Raw genomic sequence first — 16,837 nt, 5'->3', positions numbered from 1 at the left:
TAGCCAATAATCCCAACAGGGACGCATAGTCAAACTTCTCCTTTCCCGCTACAGTTATTCATCCACGGCGAATAAGGAGAAGGGCATGCTCTATATCTTTGATTTAGGTAATGTGATTGTCGATATCGACTTCAACCGCGTGTTGGGCACATGGAGCGATCTGAGCCGTGTACCGCTGGCCTCGCTGAAGCAAAGTTTTACCATGGGGGAGGCTTTTCACCAGCACGAGCGAGGTGAAATAACGGATGAAGCCTTTGCCGAGGCACTATGTCATGACATGGCGCTGCCGCTAAGTTACGAGCAGTTCTCTCACGGCTGGCAGGCCGTTTTTGTGGCATTGCGCCCTGAAGTCATCGACATCATGCATAAGCTGCGTGAGCAGGGGCATCGGGTGGTCGTCTTGTCGAATACTAACCGTCTGCACACAACATTTTGGCCGGATGAATATCCTGAAATTCGTCAGGCTGCTGACCATATTTATCTTTCCCAGGAACTGGGCATGCGAAAACCGGAAGCGCGGATTTACCAGCATGTCCTGCAGTCTGAAGGTTTTTCTGCGGAAGATGCGGTCTTTTTTGACGACAACGCCGATAATATTGAAGGGGCTAACCGGTTAGGGATTACCAGTATCCAGGTCGTCGATAAAACGACCATTCCTGACTATTTCGCGAAGTTGTTATGCTAAAAAATGTTCAGCAACAAGCCAGGCACCATACGCGTCCTGTACGGGCCTGGCTGAAGCTACTATGGCAACGGATTGATGAGGACAACATGACGACGCTGGCAGGGAATCTTGCCTATGTTTCACTGCTCTCATTAGTACCGCTTATCGCCGTTGTGTTTGCTCTTTTCGCCGCATTTCCGATGTTTTCCGACGTCAGTGCCCAGCTACGTCATTTTATTTTCGCAAATTTTATCCCGGCGACGGGAGACGTCATCCAGCGTTATATCGAACAGTTTGTCGCCAACTCGAACAAAATGACGGCCGTTGGGGCATGTGGGCTGATTGTCACGGCGTTATTGCTGATGTATGCCATTGATAATGCTCTGAATACTATCTGGCGCAGTAAGCGCACTCGTCCCAAAGTTTACTCTTTCGCCGTTTACTGGATGATTTTAACGCTGGGGCCGCTGCTGGCGGGGGCTAGTCTGGCGATCAGCTCTTATTTGTTGTCATTGCGCTGGGCCAGCGATCTCAACTCGGTGATTGATGACGTCTTGCGTATTTTCCCTCTGGTGCTTTCCTGGCTCTCGTTCTGGCTGCTTTACAGCATTGTACCGACTACGCGTGTGCCCAATCGTGATGCGGTTATTGGCGCCTTTGTGGCCGCCGTGTTGTTCGAGGCCGGAAAGAAAGGATTTGCGCTCTACATCACGATGTTCCCGTCGTATCAGCTCATTTACGGTGTCCTGGCGGTGATCCCCATTTTATTTGTCTGGGTATACTGGACGTGGTGTATCGTCTTGCTTGGCGCGGAAATAACTGTCACTCTCGGGGAATACCGCAAACTTAAACAAGCCGCAGAACAAGAAGAAGCAGATCAACCATGATTGCATTAATTCAGCGCGTAACCCGGGCCAGCGTCACCGTGGAGGGCGAGGTGACGGGTGAAATTGGCCCAGGACTTTTGGTCCTGTTAGGTGTCGAAAGGGATGATGACGAACAGAAAGCGAACCGTCTGTGCGAGCGCGTACTCGGCTATCGAATCTTTAGCGATGCCGAAGGAAAAATGAACCTCAACGTGCAGCAATCAGGTGGCAGTGTGCTGGTGGTTTCACAGTTCACGCTGGCGGCAGATACCGAACGTGGCATGCGCCCGGGGTTTTCGAAAGGCGCTGCGCCCGAGCGGGCAGAAGCGCTGTATGAATACTTTGTTGAGCGTTGCCGCCAACAGGAAATGAATACGCAAACCGGTCGATTCGCTGCGGATATGCAGGTTTCACTGGTTAATGATGGCCCCGTGACGTTCTGGTTACAAGTATGAACCAGCTACCGGTGTGGCCGCGGGCAACAAGAGAGAATACGACTATGTATCACCTTCGAGTACCGCAAACAGAAGAAGAGTTGGAGCGTTACTACCAGTTTCGCTGGGAGATGTTGCGTAAACCGTTGCACCAGCCCAAAGGCTCCGAACGGGATGCCTGGGACGCGATGGCGCATCACCAGATGGTGGTGGACGAAGAGGGAAATCTGGTCGCGGTTGGGCGTTTGTATATCAATGCGGATAACGAAGCCTCCATACGTTTTATGGCCGTTGACCCCTCTGTGCAGGAGAAAGGGTTGGGCACGCTGATGGCGATGACCCTGGAGTCTGTGGCGCGTCAGGAAGGGGTAAAGCGCGTAACCTGTAGCGCCCGTGAAGATGCGGTCGAATTTTTCGCCAAACTGGGGTTTGTGAGTCAGGGCGAAATTACCACGCCGCAAACCACGCCGGTGCGCCATTTTTTGATGATTAAACCCATCGCAACGCTGGACGACATTCTCCATCGCGGGGACTGGTGCGGACAGCTACAGCAAGCCTGGTACGAACATATTCCATTGAGTGAGAAAATGGGCGTGCGCATTCAGCAGTACACCGGGCAGAAATTTATTACGACGATGCCAGAGACAGGCAATCAGAACCCGCACCATACTCTGTTTGCCGGAAGCCTGTTTTCACTGGCGACGTTAACGGGCTGGGGGCTTATCTGGCTGATGCTGCGCGAGCGCCATCTGGGGGGGACGATAATCCTCGCCGACGCGCATATCCGATACAGCAGGCCAATTACCGGGAAACCTACCGCTATTGCCGATCTGGGCTCGCTGAGCGGTGACCTGGACCGTCTGGCAAGAGGCCGCAAGGCGCGCGTTCAGATGCAGGTCGGGGTGTTTGGCGATGACACGCCGGGCGTCGTGTTTGAAGGTACCTACATTGTGCTACCCGCGAAACCGTTTGGCGCATATGAAGAGGGCGGGAATGAGGAAGAGTAGGTCAGAGGGGATCCTCTTTACTCGATGAATGCGTCTGCCGGAAGGTTAAAGCGTTCTGCGAGCATTTTAATATGACTTACAGTCAGTGCTCTGCGACCATTCAAGATGTTGCTGACATTGGATTTTGAACCAAGTTCGTTGGCAAGATCTGCTGCTTTGAGACCATATTGATCCATGAGCGTACGCAGTAACGCAACGCCATGAGGAGTATGTTCCAGTTGTTGGTTGAGGGCACTGAACTCAGGCGCATGTTTTTCGTAGTCGCGGATCCGAGCTGAAAGCAGCTCAAACAACGGGTTTTCCAGGTCGTTACGATCAACCAGAAACTCCACCAAAGCGAGTGCTTTTCGGTACTCTGCCTCATTTTGTTCTTTGCCTAACAGGGGGATTTTTTTCACTGCATCGGTAAAGGTATCGATCATCAATTTTACACTGGCTGTGTCTATCTGATGGCTTTCATGCGTTCTCATTCTTTGTGACCCCGATAGTATGTGGTTAGTCTGTCATACTCGGCATGGTGAACGATATGCTTCACAAATACCTTTTGCAGTTTGAAATCAATATAGGCAATAAGTCTCAAGCAGTTACCTGAAACATTAATCACCCACCATTTATTTCTGTATTTAAAATTATCCAGTGAAGGTATGTACTGCTTCATCTCTTCAGGAGTGTGGAACATTTTTTTCTCTAAAATATTCAGCAAATCAACGAGTGCTGCCATGTGGTTTGGAAAACGGAGTATTGCCTCGTTGAAAGGTTTTCGGCTGATAACATGCATGGTGTAGTTCCATTACAAGGTTTTCAACCTGAAAACAAAATAACGCAAGGTAATTAAGTTTTCAAGATGAAAGCAAAATATTAATCAAGCATGTCTTCCTGATACAGGATTTACGACGCGCCAGGCCACATCTCGCATAACATTTCGTGCCGCCTGGCTCACTCCTGCCAGCTGGAAAAATCCGTGGATAACGCCAAGATAGCGTTGGCAGGTACACTCCACGCCCTGCTCCTGGAACCGTTGATACAGGGCTTCGCCCTCATCGCGCAGTGGGTCGAATTCGGCTGTAATGATGTGCGTGGGCGGCAGACCGTTGAAGTCTTCACGCCAGACAGGGCTGGCTTCAGGATGCCGCAGGTCGGTTTGCGGCAAATACATCTCGTAGCCCGAAAGCAACGTGTCACGCGTGATAATGTAATCCTGCCCATTTCGATCGTAGCTCTCAAACCTGGCGGTTGCGTCCAGCATCGGGTAAATCAGCATTAGCTGCGCAGGTTGCCATTGATTGGCAGCTTTCAGGCGCAGTGCGGTGACCAGCGCCAGATGCCCGCCCGCGCTGTCGCCAGCAAGCGTAATCCTGCCGCGGTCGACACCCAGTTTCTGGGCATACTTCCAGATAATATTGGCTCCCGTTTCAGCGTCGTTATGTGCAGCCGGGAAAGTATGCTCTGGTGCAAGGCGATACTGCACCGCAATGACTCGACAGCCGCTGTACCAGGCGAGCTGCCTTAGCTGGTTATCATGCGTCGCGAATCCACCACTGACAAAGCAGCCGCCGTGATAATAGATAACGCAGGGTAGATTTCCCGTGGCGTCCCGCGGCGAAACAACGCGAAATGTCATTGCATCGAGTTCAATATTTTCAACCTGTACGCGGGTTTCAGTTTCTCCTGCCAGTACCGTGCTGACAATGTAGCCTGCTCTCCGGTCATCAATATTTTGCTCGCGCGAAGAAGGGCGTCCCGCCGCGATAAATGCCTCAACCAGCTGTGCAATCCCGCTTTCCAGTGCCATTTATTATTTTCCTTATCTGTATGGATATACAGTTTTATAACCTGGATAACCACGAATGAAAATGGGAAAAGTGGCGGGGTATACGATTCTGGAAAGCGGCTCGCAGATTAAATACCGTCATTGGTTTCTGCGGTTTGAATTCTGTATTGTGAGGAAAATGCGCTATACGCCATTGACGTATAGATGATTTTTATTAGTATAGTCCAATGGCGTACTAAAAATGCTATTCATAGAAACGGAAATCTTCACTGAAGACGTCAAAAAATTACTGGATGATGATGAATACCGTAGATTACAGATATTCCTTGCGATTCAGCCCGATTGTGGCGATCTAATACAAGAAACGGGGGGCCTGAGAAAGGTTCGCTGGAGAGCGCGAGGGAAAGGAAAACGTGGTGGTGTGAGGATTATCTATTTTCATCAAATCAGGGAATCACAAATTCGATTGTTGCTGATTTATCAGAAAGGGATTAAGGATGATCTGACTCCGCAAGAAAAAGTACTGCTGCGTATGTTGAATGAGAGGTGGTAAATGGATAAGGCACTATTTGAGCGACTAACTCAAAGTATGGTTCAGATGAATGAGATCGCTGAAGGAACACGGCAACCTTCCCGTACCTTTCATATTGATGCCATGAAAATAAAGGAAATCCGCCTGTCTTCAGGATTATCACAGACTCGTTTCGCAGATTTGATATCGGTAAGCGTGGATACGTTGCGCAATTGGGAGCAGGGGCGTCGTTCACCGACTGGTCCAGCAAAAGCGTTGTTACGTGCTATTGCCAATGATCCAAAACATGTCATTCAGGCGCTAAGATAATCCCCGGCAGTCTGGGTCACTTGCCGGGGGAAGATCTTAAAACTTACTCCCCTTCACCCGGGAACAGGAACGGGTTGATGGAGCTGCGGGCAAAGCCCTCTTGCTCCATGTGTGCGTCCAGCATCAGTGAAGCGAGATCGTCGGCTACGGCCTCGACTTTCGGGTCTTTTTCCTGATAGAGAATCTTCAGGTAAGTCCCGCAATCGCCGCAGCTTTCAGCTTTAATTGCCGCCTGTTCGTTATCTAACGACCAGTAGTTCAAATCACGGCTCTGCTCGCAGTTGCTGCACTTCACGCGCACCACGTGCCACTCGGTTTCGCACAGGTTGCAGTGCAAATAGCGCAGCCCCTGAGTGGTACCGATTTGCACCATGCTGGAGACCGGCATTGAACCACACACCGGGCAGTACTGACGCTGTTCGCCGTATTCCGCACGGGCTTTGCCGGGAATCAGGCTCGCCATCTGCGCCCAGTAGAGCGACAGGGCAGCCCAAATGAACGGTGCTTTGTCGCTGCTGACGGAGGCGAAATCGGAGGCAAACAGCGCGCTGGCCATCAGTTCCAGCTCCTGCTCCGAGGCTTTTTCCAGATTCTCGATCACGGCCAGCGCAGGGCCGCTCATTTCCGGCTTCAGCTCAGCAATTAGCGATTGCAGCAGTTTTTGCCAGTGCTTGTCGCGTGGCAGAACGTGGATATCCAGTGGCGGTTTGCCCTGATCGTTCGCTTCTTTGATGCGAGCGGTCAGATCCATCTGCAGCGGATGGTCGTACAACACCACTTCCTGCGCGTGAGCGATCAGCGCGGCAAAACGCAGGTAATCACCCAGTGGGTTGTTCTCGGCCAGCTCGCGCAGACGTTCAGCGCGGCGGTTATACAAATTTTTGAGTCTGGGGAATAATAACGGCGGAATCATATCCGCCGTGCGTTTCTCGCTCTTCTCCAGCTCATCTTGCGGGATTATGCGAATACTCATTCAGATGACTTTTCCTGTTTCTGGCGGACTTCACGGTACCAGCGCGGGTGATGTTTCTTCGCCCATGAGCTGGTAACCCATCCTTCCACCATCGCGGTAATGGTGCCTTTCACCCAAAGGGCGGCGTAAATGTGCACCATGATAACCACAATTAACGCTACTGCGGCAAATGAATGCAGCATTAACGCGAATCGGATCACCGGGATTGAGAAAGCAGGCGCAAAATACGGACGCCAGATGACCACTCCGCTCACCAGCAACAGGACCAGGAAGATAATCGCCGCCCAGAATACGCATTTCTGGCCGAAGTTATAACGTCCCGTGTCACCTACTTCCTCGTTGACGACAATCTTACGAATATTCTTCGCCCAAAAGATATCATCCCGATTGATTAGATTGTGGTGCCAGTAACGGAAAAACATGATGATAAACGAGGCAAACATGATCACGCCGACAAACGGGTGCACAATTCGCGCCAGTTGCGGCGTGCCCATGATGTGCATCAGCCAGTTAAACGACGGGAAGAGAAAACCCATCCCGCTCACTGCCGCCAGAATGAAGCAGAAGGCGGTGATCCAGTGGTTGATGCGTTCCGGCGCCGTGTAGCGCACGATGGTGTCACGTCGTTTCATTTGCGCACCTCGTCTTTTTCTTCATGCAGATTGTCTTCTTCCTCTTCCGCACGGTTCGGGCCTACGCCGACGTAGTGGAAGATACTGGCCGCAAATGTCGCTGCAAAGCCGACGGCTGCGAGAGGTTTCCAGATGCCTTTCCAGAACTTCACGGTGGCGCTGATTTCCGGGTTCTCCGGCAGACCGTGGTACAGATTCGGCTTGTCCGCATGGTGCAATACGTACATCACGTGCGTACCGCCAACGCCTGCCGGATCGTACAGACCCGCGTTTTCGTAACCACGCGTTTTCAGCTCCGCCACGCGCTCACCGGCCAGCGTTTTCATCGACTCTTTGGTGCCGAAATGAATAGCGCCGGTTGGACACGTTTTCACGCAGGCTGGTTCTTGTCCGACCACTACACGGTCAACGCACAGCGTACATTTGTAAACGCGGTTGTCTTCCGGGTTGAGGCGCGGCACGTCGAACGGGCAGCCCGCGATACAGTAGCCACAGCCGATGCACTGCTCGGACTGGAAGTCGACGATACCGTTGGCATACTGAATGATTGCTCCTTCGGCCGGACACGCCTTCAGGCAGCCCGGATCGGCGCAGTGCATACAGCCATCCTTGCGGATTAGCCACTCCAGTTTGTCGTTTTGTTCCACTTCCGAGAAGCGCATTACCGTCCAGGATTTAGCGGTCAAATCAGCCGGGTTGTCGTACACCCCAACGTTGTTGCCCACTTCATCACGGATGTCGTTCCATTCTAAACACGCCACCTGACACGCTTTACAGCCGATACAGGTGGTGACGTCGATAAGCTTCGCCACCTCTTCCTGATGGTCCCGCGCCTGAGGCGCGGGGGTGAAACCGTTAGTGGCGGAACGACGAATGATGTCTTGCGATTGATAAGCCATAGGTCGTCTCCGTTACACCTTTTCCACGTTCACGAGGAAGGACTTAAATTCCGGCGTCTGCGTGTTCGCATCACCGACGAATGGCGTTAACGTGTTAGCGATAAAGCCTTTTTTCGCCACACCTTCGTAGCCCCAGTGAATCGGGATTCCGATAGTGTCGATATCCTGACCGTTGGCCTTCAACGTGCGAATACGTTTAGTCACCACCGCTTTGGCTTTAATGTAGCCACGGTTAGAGGAGACTTTGACGGTATCGCCATGAGAGATACCGAGCTTATTCGCCAGCTTCTCGCCAATTTCCACAAACTGCTCCGGCTGGGCGATAGCGTTAAGCAGCGCATGCTTAGTCCAGTAGTGGAAGTGCTCGGTCAGACGGTAGGTCGTACCGACGTACGGGAACTTATCCGCTTTACCCAGTGCTTCCGCGTCACCTTTAAAGATACGTGCGGCAGGGTTAGAGATAACGTTCGGGTGCAGCGGGTTAGTCCCCAGCGGCGTTTCAAACGGCTCGTAGTGTTCCGGGAACGGACCTTCTGCCATCTTATCGATAGCAAACAGGCGTCCCATCCCTTCCGGCTGCATGATGAACGGCCCAACGTTGCTGCCCGGCGCGGCGGCACTGTAGTCTGGAATATCCATCCCGCTCCATTTCGCCCCGTCCCATTTCAGGATCTGACGTTTTGGATCCCACGGATTCCCCTGCGGGTCAGCGGAGGCGCGGTTATACAGAATGCGTCGGTTGAGCGGCCACGCCCATGCCCAGCCCAGCGTATTGCCAAGGCCTGACGGATCGGCGTTATCGCGACGTGCCATCTGGTTGCCTTCCGGCGTCCAGCTACCGGCAAAAATCCAGCAGCCGCTGGAGGTGGTACCGTCGTCACGCAGTTGGGCGAACGAGCTAAGCTGTTGGCCTTTCTTGACGATAACGGCACCGGTGGCCGGGTCGATAATGTCGGCCAGGGCTTTACCGTTGCTCTCCATCGCCACTTCTTCCGAAGCCGGTTCGTGTGGTGTGGAGTAGTTCCAGGTCATGCTCAGCACCTGTTCCGGGTTCGCGCCACCCTGTTCGGCATACATCTTGCGCAGACGCAGGAAGATACCGGCGAGGATTTCACCATCGGTAACGGCAATCCCCGGGGCATCCGCACCTTTCCAGTGCCACTGCAGCCAGCGACCGGAGTTGACGATAGAACCGTTCTCTTCGGCGAAGCAGGTGGACGGCAGACGGAATACTTCGGTCTGGATTTTCGTCGGGTCAACATCGTTCGACTCACCGTGGTTCTGCCAGAAGGTGGAGGTCTCTGTGTTGAGCGGGTCGATGGTAACCAGGAACTTCAGTTTGGACAGTGAAGCCACAACCTTGTTTTTATTCGGGAATGATGCGACCGGGTTAAAGCCCTGGCAGATATAGCCATTCACTTTGCCCTGGTTCATCATCTCGAAGTACTGCAGGACGTCGTACCCTTTATCCCACTTCGGCAGCCAGTCGAAGCCCCAGCTGTTTTCCGCTGTCGCTTTATCGCCAAAGAAGGCTTTCATCATCGAAACGAAGAATTTCGGGTAGTTGCCCCAGTAGTTCACCTGGCCTTCCAGCAACGGTTTTGGCGTGTTGGCGGCAAGGTAAGTTTGCAGGTCAGTTTGTTTCTCGCTTGGCAGCGTCATGTAGCCCGGCAGGCTTTGTGACAGCAGACCTAAGTCGGTCAGACCCTGAATGTTAGAGTGTCCGCGCAGGGCGTTAACGCCGCCGCCTGCCATCCCCATATTGCCAAGCAGCAACTGGATCATCGCCATGGTACGGATGTTCTGCGCACCAACGGAGTGTTGCGTCCAGCCCAGTGCGTACAGGAACGACGCGGTTTTATCTGGGCGGCTTGTTTCTGCGATGTACTCACAGACCTTCAGGAAGTCGGCCTTTGGCGTACCGCAGATATTTTCTACGACGTCCGGCGTGTAGCGGGAGACGTGCTGTTTCAGCAGGTTCCATACGCAGCGCGGGTGTTGCAGGGTGACATCGCGTTTGGCGAAGCCTTTTTCATCCAGTTCGTAGTTCCAACTGGTTTTGTCATACTTGCGTTTGTCCGCGTCGTAGCCGGTAAACAGGCCATCTTCGAAACCGTAATCCTCACGCACGATCAGGCTGGCGTTGGTATAGGCTTCAGTGTATTCGCGGTTGAATTTTTCGTTGTTCAGCAGGTACAGCAAAACGCCTGACAGGAAAGCAATGTCAGTACCGGAACGAATCGGAGCATAGAAATCAGCCACCGCCGCGGTTCGCGTAAAGCGCGGATCGATAACAATCAGCTTCGCGCCGTTGTGAATTTTGGCTTCCATCGCCCAGCGGAACCCGACCGGGTGAGCTTCAGCGGCGTTACCGCCCATTACCACAACGAGGTTGGCGTTTTTAATGTCGACCCAGTGGTTGGTCATCGCACCGCGACCAAATGTTGGAGCAAGACTTGCTACCGTTGGTCCGTGTCAGACGCGTGCCTGGTTGTCGACCGCGAGCATACCAAGCGCGCGGGAGAATTTTTGTGTTAAATAGCCGGTTTCGTTACTGGAAGCGGAAGCACACAGCATCCCGGTGGAAAGCCAGCGGTTAACGGTTACGCCTTCGGCGTTTTGTGCAACGTAGTTAGCGTCGCGATCTTCTTTCATCAGCTTAGCGATGCGGTCAAATGCCTCATCCCAGCTAATCTGTTGCCACTTATCAGAGCCAGGTGCGCGGTATTCCGGGAATTTCAGGCGGCTTTCAGAGTGGATGAAGTCCACAAGTCCTGCCCCTTTCGGGCACAGTGCGCCACGGTTCACCGGGTGATCCGGGTCCCCTTCGATATGGAAGATGGATGCTTTGGCGTTTTTTGCTCCGTCACCGAGACTGTACATTAACAGTCCACAGCCAACGGAACAGTAAGTGCAGGTGTTACGGGTTTCGCGGGTGCGCAGCAATTTATATTGCCGTGTTTCCGCTAGCGCTACGCCGGGTGCAAAGCCCAGTGCCGCTGCCGTGGTGCCTGCCATACCGCCAGCGCAGATCTTAAAGAACTGCCTTCTGCTGACCTGCATGGTTCGCTCCTTGTTTCGACATTGTCACGTTCCCTTCGTTTTCCTATAACGCGAACGCGAGGGAAGTGGTTGTTATTTTTCTTTGCGGACGGGACCGCAAAGGTCCAGAATTGGGTGAATTTCCCTCCGTCCAGGAGGGATTTGTAAAGAATACCACAATGTTGGTATGCGTGTTCCAATACGGTTAAAAGAAAGTGAATAAGATTATTCAAGAAAACATCAAGAATGTGACATCTCCGACAGGATCTCGTCAGTTGACCCTCTGGAAGCGCGAGGACTTGCAACATCCTCAGCCAGATGAGGTAGCTGAAGAAGTGCCTGTGGCACTGGTATACAACGGGATTTCACACGTGGTGATGATGGCATCCCCGAAAGATCTTGAGCACTTCGCGATGGGTTTTTCACTTTCTGAAGGCATTATTGAGTCCTCGCAAGATATTTACGGGATGGACGTGGTGCCTTCCTGCAACGGATTAGAAGTGCAGGTTGAGCTGTCCAGCCGGCGCTTTATGGGGCTGAAAGAGCGTCGTCGCGCACTGGCCGGTCGGACTGGCTGCGGTGTTTGTGGCGTGGAGCAACTTAATGATATTGGCAAACCGGTCCAGCCGCTGCCGTTTACCCAGACATTCAATCTGGCGCATCTTGATAACGCCTTAAGGCATCTCCCTGATTTCCAGCCTGTTGGGCAACTGACAGGCTGCACGCACGCGGCTGCCTGGGTACAGCCGTCAGGTCATCTGGCGGGCGGGCATGAAGATGTTGGACGTCATGTTGCGCTGGATAAACTGCTGGGACGACGTGCGATCGAAGGGGAAACCTGGCAGCAGGGCGCGGTATTAGTCTCCAGCCGCGCCAGCTACGAGATGGTGCAGAAGTCGGCAATGTGCGGCGTGGAAATCCTGTTTGCTGTTTCTGCGGCGACAACGCTCGCTGTGGAAGTTGCCGAACGCTGTAACCTGACGCTGGTGGGTTTTTGCAAACCGGGCCGGGCGACGATTTATACACATCCCGAGCGTCTGATAACTGAGTAACCAGTATTCAATTAATTTGAATAAGACTGGCAAATCCTTCCGCTTTTAGTTGTGCGATGAGATGGCTATTATTTATCACATCAAGGCACGGTGCCTTAATCAAACAACTAAGTTAAAGGGTTTATATCATGAAAAGCATCAAAACTTTTGTCGCAGTTATCGCTCTGGCTACTTCTTTCGGTTCTTTCGCTGCTCAGACAGTTACCGCAACTGGTTCTACACTGGAAAGCGCTGAAGCAAAAATTGCCGCTCAGGCTGAACGTGCAGGTGCCAGCGATTATAAAATCACTCAGGCATACACTGGCAACCGCGTGCACATGACCGCTGAACTGCTGAAATAAAATACCTCAGTACTGTCGAAAGAGCGCCCTTGAGGCGCTTTTTTCATTTCCGGCATTCACTGCCTGAGCAATGCGATAAACGCGTTATAGTCTTTCAATCCCGCAATAGTTTCTGCCGGATGGCTGCTCAGCACGCTGGATAAATAACTGAAGATTTTTAGCTCATGCCGCGCCTCGGCGGCGGCACAGGCGATCAGGACATGGCTGACCGGTTCGTTATTCACCAGAATAGGGTGTGCGAGGGTAATAAAGAAACCACGAAAGCGGCGCTCCTGTTCGCTCCAGCAATGAGGAATCGCCAGGCGATTCACGATCAGGTTTTCACCTTCATGCTCCCGGGCGCAAATGCGCAGCGCTTCGTCCTCGGTGATATGGCTCTGTGCCACAAGCTGGCCGCAGATCCGGCCGATGATACTCTGCCAGCTTTCGGCCTTCATATTGGCGTAATGGAAGCTGCCCGGCTGTAAAAAGAAACGTTCGGGCTGCTGGCGGATAAAGGCCGTTGCGAGGAAGTGTTTAATCTGCTCGGTACCTGCAGCGGTGATGATGTTCTTGATAGTTAAGGTATTTTTTATAGATTCATCAAGTAAATAGTGACTATTGTTGATGATTAACAGTGGGGTGATTTCTTCACTGATGGCGCTGACTTCACTCGTATTTCGCGCAATGATCACCCGACAATTCAGAACATCTCGCTCAATGGCCTGTTGGTTGATGGTGGCGATAGCATTCTGGTCGGATAACAAAATGACCGGCTGGCGCTCGTTTTGATGGCGCTCCAGTGCGCAGGCGAAGTAAAGCCCGATGAGGTCGCTATCGAACAGTGGGATATCCAGTTTTTCACGCAACAGGGCAATAAAACGCAGACTCAAATCGAAGGCGGCAGGCCAGGTCGACTTCAGGTTGTGCATACTACTCTGGCGATGTTCCGGTACCCAAACCGGGGCAGAGACGCATCTCAGCAGGTGGCCGGTAATATTATCAACCAGTTGGGTATCGATAACGTGCAACGCAGCGATGCCGGGAACGCTTTTTAACAACAAGGTCACCGCATCGGCAGAGATTGTCATTGCCTGCCGTTGTCTGATTTCCAGAAGGCCGATCAGTGTTCTGAAGGCGTTCTCGCCCAGGTAGACTCCTCCTTGTTCCACCGCATTTTTCAGTGAAACATACCGACACTCCGGCCATGATCCGGAGAGCTGGTTACGCAGGGCATAGACGGCCAGCACCAGACTTGCCAGGTACTCTCCCGAGATGAGCGGGAATTCATTAAGTTTTTCACATGCTGCATTGAGCCTGTCGATGTTGTCCCGGGTAATACCCGGCAGTGGAATTAAGAGGGGATCTTTTTTAAGCAGATTCGCCAACAGGATAATGCGCTTTTCTTCTGGTTCATCAATGAAATGACCGACGCCCGGGCGGCTGGCAAGACAAAAGGCCCGCTCATAGCGCTGCTTCAACCGTGGGAGACGATCGGCCACCCAGGTTTCAGGTAAATTGAGCGCCGAAGCCAGCTGTACACGCGGTGTAAAGGTATTGAGCAGAAGAAAGGCCAGCAACCGGTCATCATTATCATGGCGTTGCAGAAGCTGAAAATAACCGCGTCTGTCGACAATTTCCAACTGATAGCCCGCACTGCCACCGGGCTGAATGCGGGCCTTACCGCTGAGGGTAAAATTGAGGTAGTCAATATCGCGCAGGATGGTTCTGCCTGAAACGCCAGTTTGCCGCGCCAGGTCGCCCAGCAAACACGGCTGCTGTTCAAGAAGATCCACCAATTTTAACTGGCGTTCCGAAAGCATTAACTCTCCCGGCGAAAGTCAGTAAACGCGCGGACCTTTTCGGTCGACAGCGAGGTGAGCAGTTCGTGCACCAGCGTAAACAGCGCGTCGTAATCCGATGCGCAAATCATGCCGCTGTTGGCGTGGAGATAGCGAGTCGGCAGGCATAGCGCCGCCACCGGACGACCGCCGCCCATAACGTTATAGCGTCCACCGTCCGTCGCCCCGGTTTTCATGGTGCAAAACTGCAATGACGCACCGCTGCTTTCTGCACACGCTTTTAATGTGGCAACCAACTGCTGATTAGGGAAATAGCGCTTATCGAACAGCATCAGCCCTGGGCCCTCGCCAAGCTTGAGTGGGTATTTAATGCCGTCGATTCCGGGCACATCGCCCGCAACCGCAGTATCCAGCACGATCACCACATCGGGCTTGATATGCTCCGCTGAGGTTTGCGCCCCGCGTAGACCCACTTCTTCTTCCACGCTGCCCACGCCGTACAGGGTAATTTCAGGGTTATCCACGGTTTGTAAAAGCTCGGCCATCAGGGCGCAGCCGACACGATTATCCAGCGCTTTGCCGACGATCTTATCTTCGCCCCAGCGAGCGAAATTGGCTTCCGGGCTAACGAAATCACCGATCGCAATTCCGCGGTTTTCTACTTCTTCGCGGCTGTTGGCACCAATATCGATGAATATTTCGTCAAATGTCAGAGGTTGTTGTTTCTGCTTTTCCGTTAAGGCGTGCGGTGCCACGGAGCCGATTATGCCAGGGATTTTAACGCCCTTTCGGGTGCGGATGGCGACCCGGTGGTTCAGCATCGACTGGCTCCACCAACCGCCAATGGTGGTGAAGCGCAAAAAGCCGCTTTCGTCGATATGCGTGACCATAAAGCCCACTTCATCCATGTGACCGACGATGGCAACCTTCGGCCCACGGTTGCCCTTGCGTGCGACAAAGCTGCCGAGGCCGTCAAAAGTGATTTCATCGACGCTGGAATCCAGTGCATTAATGAGAAGAGTGCGAACTTCCTGCTCATCACCGCTGACGGCGCTGGCTTCGCATAACTGCTGAAGTAACTCAATGTTCATGGGCAAGCTCCTGCTGTGCGGCTTTACGTTTCAGCCACAATCCTTTCAGGATGATAATTAACGAAATGTTCAGCGCCAGACCGATAGCCAGCACCAGGTAAAATGCCCCCACCGGAGACATCAGGCCAATCAGCGGATCAAAGATACCTAAACCCGGCGCGAGACGTTTGATTCCAAAGGCGATGACCAGCATGCCGGTAATACCACCGGAGAGCGTATTGGCGGTAATCATCGGCAGCGGCGCGGCCAGCGCATAGGGGATTGCCGGTTCGGTGGCGACGGTGGCACCCACCACAATCGCACTGCTGGCGGCGGCCTTCTCCTGCTGGGTAAACAGTTTCGGCGCTAAATATGTAGCGATACCTGCCGCGACGGGCGGCATCAGCGCCACCACGCCGACGATGGCGTACCAGTCATAGATATGTTTTTCCAGCAGTGAGAAGCAGAAGAACCAGGCCGTTTTATTGATTGGCCCGCCCATATCAAATGCCAGCATTGCGCCAACGAGGAAGGCTGCGCCCATTTTCATTGATGGCGGAATGGTGTTCAGGAAGTGCAGCAGCCCCCCCATGATGTCGGACATCACCGGGCCGATGACGTAATAAGTCAGTACGCCAAACACCAGCAAAGTGACAAACGGGATCAGCATGGAGCCGAGCAGCGGCTGCAACGCTTTGCCGAGCCGAACCTTGCGAAACCAAAGCACAAAGTAGCCAATTGCCAGCCCGAGTACGACCGCGCCGAGAAACCCCGCGCCGGACTGGGTGCCGAGAAGACCTTTATCGTTCGCCAGGTAACACACCAGAAACGCCGGGGCAAAAGCGGGCTTATCGGCAATCGACCACGCGATGTATGCCCCCATTATGGGGATCATAAAGGTGAAGCCCAGATAGCCGATGGATTCAACAACCCAGGTGAACGATGGCGCACCTTTCGACATATCGGCATAGGGCAAACCGAACTGTACCAGCATATTAGCGATGGCAACCAGAATACCGCCGCCAATAACAAACGGCAGCGCGGCGGAAACGCCAGCCATCAGGTGGCTCATCACGCTACCGTGCTGGACCTCCTGTTTTCCCAGCTTCACGCTGCTATCAGTGGCAAAAAGTTGTGAATGAGTCGGTAACTGCGTAAAAATCAGGTCGATATTTTTCAGCGCCTGGGAAATGGCTATTTCATAGACTTTTTTCCCGGCGAAACGCCCCCGGTCTTCACCGCTCAGGCCGCGACCTGTAGCCAGAATAACGTAATCGGCAGCGGCAATTTCTTCACTGGTCAGTCGGTTTTCGACGCCGCTTGAGCCCTGGGTTTCGACTTTAATCGTATGGCCGAGCGAGCGCGCTTTTTGCTCCAGCGCTTCTGCCACCATATAAGTGTGGGCGATACCCGCCGGACAGTTGGTAATCGCCACTAAACGCAAGGATGACTCCATAGCCGCTT

At 53.1% G+C, this 16,837-nt stretch carries 18 protein-coding genes; 8 read left to right on the top strand and 10 right to left on the bottom strand.

Annotation, left to right across the window (positions count from 1 at the left end; translation table 11 throughout):
- Nucleotides 1-85: 85 nt before the first annotated feature.
- The 4 genes from yihX to fabY are packed head-to-tail and all read left to right on the top strand — an operon-like array spanning nt 86 to nt 2,971.
- On the top strand, nt 86-685 hold the full coding sequence (gene yihX, locus OGV75_RS04790) for a glucose-1-phosphatase (protein ID WP_286480400.1): 600 nt from the start codon (nt 86-88) through the stop codon (nt 683-685).
- Nucleotides 679-1,551, top strand: a complete 873-nt coding sequence (locus OGV75_RS04785; protein WP_019077938.1) for a virulence factor BrkB family protein — start codon at nt 679-681, stop codon at nt 1,549-1,551. The genes yihX and OGV75_RS04785 overlap by 7 nt, the downstream gene beginning before the upstream one ends.
- The gene (dtd, locus tag OGV75_RS04780; RefSeq protein WP_003028671.1) at nt 1,548-1,985 is read left to right on the top strand and encodes a D-aminoacyl-tRNA deacylase; all 438 of its coding nucleotides are present in this window, start codon (nt 1,548-1,550) and stop codon (nt 1,983-1,985) included. Before OGV75_RS04785 ends, dtd begins: the two co-directional genes overlap by 4 nt.
- A gap of 44 nt (nt 1,986-2,029) precedes the next feature.
- Nucleotides 2,030-2,971: a fatty acid biosynthesis protein FabY gene (gene fabY / locus OGV75_RS04775; RefSeq protein WP_003825286.1), complete on the top strand. Its 942-nt coding sequence runs from the start codon at nt 2,030-2,032 to the stop codon at nt 2,969-2,971.
- A gap of 17 nt (nt 2,972-2,988) precedes the next feature.
- On the opposite strand, the gene OGV75_RS04770 is transcribed toward fabY, so the two are convergent.
- From OGV75_RS04770 to OGV75_RS04760, 3 genes are all read right to left on the bottom strand, one after another.
- Nucleotides 2,989-3,441, bottom strand: coding sequence for a helix-turn-helix domain-containing protein (locus tag OGV75_RS04770; protein WP_080859878.1), 453 nt, complete (start codon nt 3,439-3,441; stop codon nt 2,989-2,991).
- Nucleotides 3,438-3,749 (bottom strand): type II toxin-antitoxin system HigB family toxin, encoded by a 312-nt coding sequence (locus OGV75_RS04765; RefSeq protein WP_019077936.1) that lies wholly within the window; start codon nt 3,747-3,749, stop codon nt 3,438-3,440. Before OGV75_RS04765 ends, OGV75_RS04770 begins: the two co-directional genes overlap by 4 nt.
- A gap of 84 nt (nt 3,750-3,833) precedes the next feature.
- On the bottom strand, nt 3,834-4,763 hold the full coding sequence (locus OGV75_RS04760; RefSeq protein ID WP_286480399.1) for an alpha/beta hydrolase: 930 nt from the start codon (nt 4,761-4,763) through the stop codon (nt 3,834-3,836).
- A 220-nt stretch (nt 4,764-4,983) separates the two neighbouring features.
- Between OGV75_RS04760 and OGV75_RS04755 the strand changes: the two genes are divergently transcribed.
- Both OGV75_RS04755 and OGV75_RS04750 read left to right on the top strand, forming a co-directional pair.
- Complete coding sequence (locus OGV75_RS04755) at nt 4,984-5,295, top strand: type II toxin-antitoxin system RelE/ParE family toxin (protein WP_131347312.1); 312 nt, start codon at nt 4,984-4,986, stop codon at nt 5,293-5,295.
- Entirely contained in the window at nt 5,296-5,583 is a 288-nt protein-coding gene (locus OGV75_RS04750; protein WP_131347314.1) for a helix-turn-helix domain-containing protein, read from the top strand.
- 43 nt (nt 5,584-5,626) lie between these two features.
- On the opposite strand, the gene fdhE is transcribed toward OGV75_RS04750, so the two are convergent.
- Genes fdhE through fdnG form a run of 4 tightly spaced genes read right to left on the bottom strand, consistent with a single transcriptional unit; the run spans nt 5,627 to nt 11,150 of the window.
- Entirely contained in the window at nt 5,627-6,556 is a 930-nt protein-coding gene (gene fdhE, locus OGV75_RS04745) for a formate dehydrogenase accessory protein FdhE (protein WP_003028685.1), read from the bottom strand.
- Nucleotides 6,553-7,188, bottom strand: coding sequence for a formate dehydrogenase cytochrome b556 subunit (fdoI, locus tag OGV75_RS04740; protein WP_003028686.1), 636 nt, complete (start codon nt 7,186-7,188; stop codon nt 6,553-6,555). The genes fdhE and fdoI overlap by 4 nt, the downstream gene beginning before the upstream one ends.
- Complete coding sequence (gene fdoH, locus OGV75_RS04735) at nt 7,185-8,087, bottom strand: formate dehydrogenase O subunit beta (protein WP_286480398.1); 903 nt, start codon at nt 8,085-8,087, stop codon at nt 7,185-7,187. The genes fdoI and fdoH overlap by 4 nt, the downstream gene beginning before the upstream one ends.
- Nucleotides 8,088-8,099: 12 nt before the next feature.
- Nucleotides 8,100-11,150, bottom strand: coding sequence for a formate dehydrogenase-N subunit alpha (fdnG, locus tag OGV75_RS04730; protein WP_131405487.1), 3,051 nt, complete (start codon nt 11,148-11,150; stop codon nt 8,100-8,102).
- A 194-nt stretch (nt 11,151-11,344) separates the two neighbouring features.
- Between fdnG and fdhD the strand changes: the two genes are divergently transcribed.
- Both fdhD and OGV75_RS04720 read left to right on the top strand, forming a co-directional pair.
- The gene (gene fdhD / locus OGV75_RS04725) at nt 11,345-12,181 is read left to right on the top strand and encodes a formate dehydrogenase accessory sulfurtransferase FdhD (RefSeq protein ID WP_049040549.1); all 837 of its coding nucleotides are present in this window, start codon (nt 11,345-11,347) and stop codon (nt 12,179-12,181) included.
- 128 nt (nt 12,182-12,309) lie between these two features.
- Nucleotides 12,310-12,522 carry a YdgH/BhsA/McbA family protein gene (locus OGV75_RS04720; protein ID WP_003825262.1) on the top strand — a complete coding sequence of 71 codons (213 nt, stop codon included), beginning with the start codon at nt 12,310-12,312 and terminating at the stop codon, nt 12,520-12,522.
- A gap of 56 nt (nt 12,523-12,578) precedes the next feature.
- Here OGV75_RS04720 and OGV75_RS04715 read toward each other — a convergent pair whose 3' ends face one another.
- The 3 genes from OGV75_RS04715 to OGV75_RS04705 are packed head-to-tail and all read right to left on the bottom strand — an operon-like array spanning nt 12,579 to nt 16,829.
- Complete coding sequence (locus tag OGV75_RS04715) at nt 12,579-14,324, bottom strand: putative frv operon regulatory protein (RefSeq protein ID WP_286480396.1); 1,746 nt, start codon at nt 14,322-14,324, stop codon at nt 12,579-12,581.
- On the bottom strand, nt 14,324-15,394 hold the full coding sequence (locus OGV75_RS04710) for an aminopeptidase (RefSeq protein ID WP_286480395.1): 1,071 nt from the start codon (nt 15,392-15,394) through the stop codon (nt 14,324-14,326). The genes OGV75_RS04715 and OGV75_RS04710 overlap by 1 nt, the downstream gene beginning before the upstream one ends.
- On the bottom strand, nt 15,384-16,829 hold the full coding sequence (locus OGV75_RS04705) for a PTS fructose-like transporter subunit IIBC (RefSeq protein WP_109017828.1): 1,446 nt from the start codon (nt 16,827-16,829) through the stop codon (nt 15,384-15,386). The genes OGV75_RS04710 and OGV75_RS04705 overlap by 11 nt, the downstream gene beginning before the upstream one ends.
- Nucleotides 16,830-16,837 lie beyond the last annotated feature (8 nt).

The organism is Citrobacter sp. Cb028 (genome assembly GCF_030336705.1).
Lineage (GTDB): Bacteria > Pseudomonadota > Gammaproteobacteria > Enterobacterales > Enterobacteriaceae > Citrobacter > Citrobacter braakii.
This window is presented reverse-complemented; position numbering and strand designations above follow the sequence as displayed.

Excerpts from the sequence above, each read along its gene's own strand:
- OGV75_RS04710 (WP_286480395.1), bottom strand. The coding sequence starts at position 15,394 with ATGAACATTGAGTTACTTCAGCAGTTATGCGAAGCCAGCGCCGTCAGC.
- fdoH (WP_286480398.1), bottom strand. The coding sequence starts at position 8,087 with ATGGCTTATCAATCGCAAGACATCATTCGTCGTTCCGCCACTAACGGT.
- OGV75_RS04770 (WP_080859878.1), bottom strand. The coding sequence starts at position 3,441 with ATGAGAACGCATGAAAGCCATCAGATAGACACAGCCAGTGTAAAATTG.
- OGV75_RS04755 (WP_131347312.1), top strand. The coding sequence starts at position 4,984 with ATGCTATTCATAGAAACGGAAATCTTCACTGAAGACGTCAAAAAATTA.
- fdoI (WP_003028686.1), bottom strand. The coding sequence starts at position 7,188 with ATGAAACGACGTGACACCATCGTGCGCTACACGGCGCCGGAACGCATC.
- yihX (WP_286480400.1), top strand. The coding sequence starts at position 86 with ATGCTCTATATCTTTGATTTAGGTAATGTGATTGTCGATATCGACTTC.
- OGV75_RS04715 (WP_286480396.1), bottom strand. The coding sequence starts at position 14,324 with ATGCTTTCGGAACGCCAGTTAAAATTGGTGGATCTTCTTGAACAGCAG.
- fdhE (WP_003028685.1), bottom strand. The coding sequence starts at position 6,556 with ATGAGTATTCGCATAATCCCGCAAGATGAGCTGGAGAAGAGCGAGAAA.
- OGV75_RS04765 (WP_019077936.1), bottom strand. The coding sequence starts at position 3,749 with ATGCATGTTATCAGCCGAAAACCTTTCAACGAGGCAATACTCCGTTTT.
- OGV75_RS04705 (WP_109017828.1), bottom strand. The coding sequence starts at position 16,829 with ATGGAGTCATCCTTGCGTTTAGTGGCGATTACCAACTGTCCGGCGGGT.
- OGV75_RS04750 (WP_131347314.1), top strand. The coding sequence starts at position 5,296 with ATGGATAAGGCACTATTTGAGCGACTAACTCAAAGTATGGTTCAGATG.
- fabY (WP_003825286.1), top strand. The coding sequence starts at position 2,030 with ATGTATCACCTTCGAGTACCGCAAACAGAAGAAGAGTTGGAGCGTTAC.
- OGV75_RS04785 (WP_019077938.1), top strand. The coding sequence starts at position 679 with ATGCTAAAAAATGTTCAGCAACAAGCCAGGCACCATACGCGTCCTGTA.
- OGV75_RS04760 (WP_286480399.1), bottom strand. The coding sequence starts at position 4,763 with ATGGCACTGGAAAGCGGGATTGCACAGCTGGTTGAGGCATTTATCGCG.
- OGV75_RS04720 (WP_003825262.1), top strand. The coding sequence starts at position 12,310 with ATGAAAAGCATCAAAACTTTTGTCGCAGTTATCGCTCTGGCTACTTCT.
- dtd (WP_003028671.1), top strand. The coding sequence starts at position 1,548 with ATGATTGCATTAATTCAGCGCGTAACCCGGGCCAGCGTCACCGTGGAG.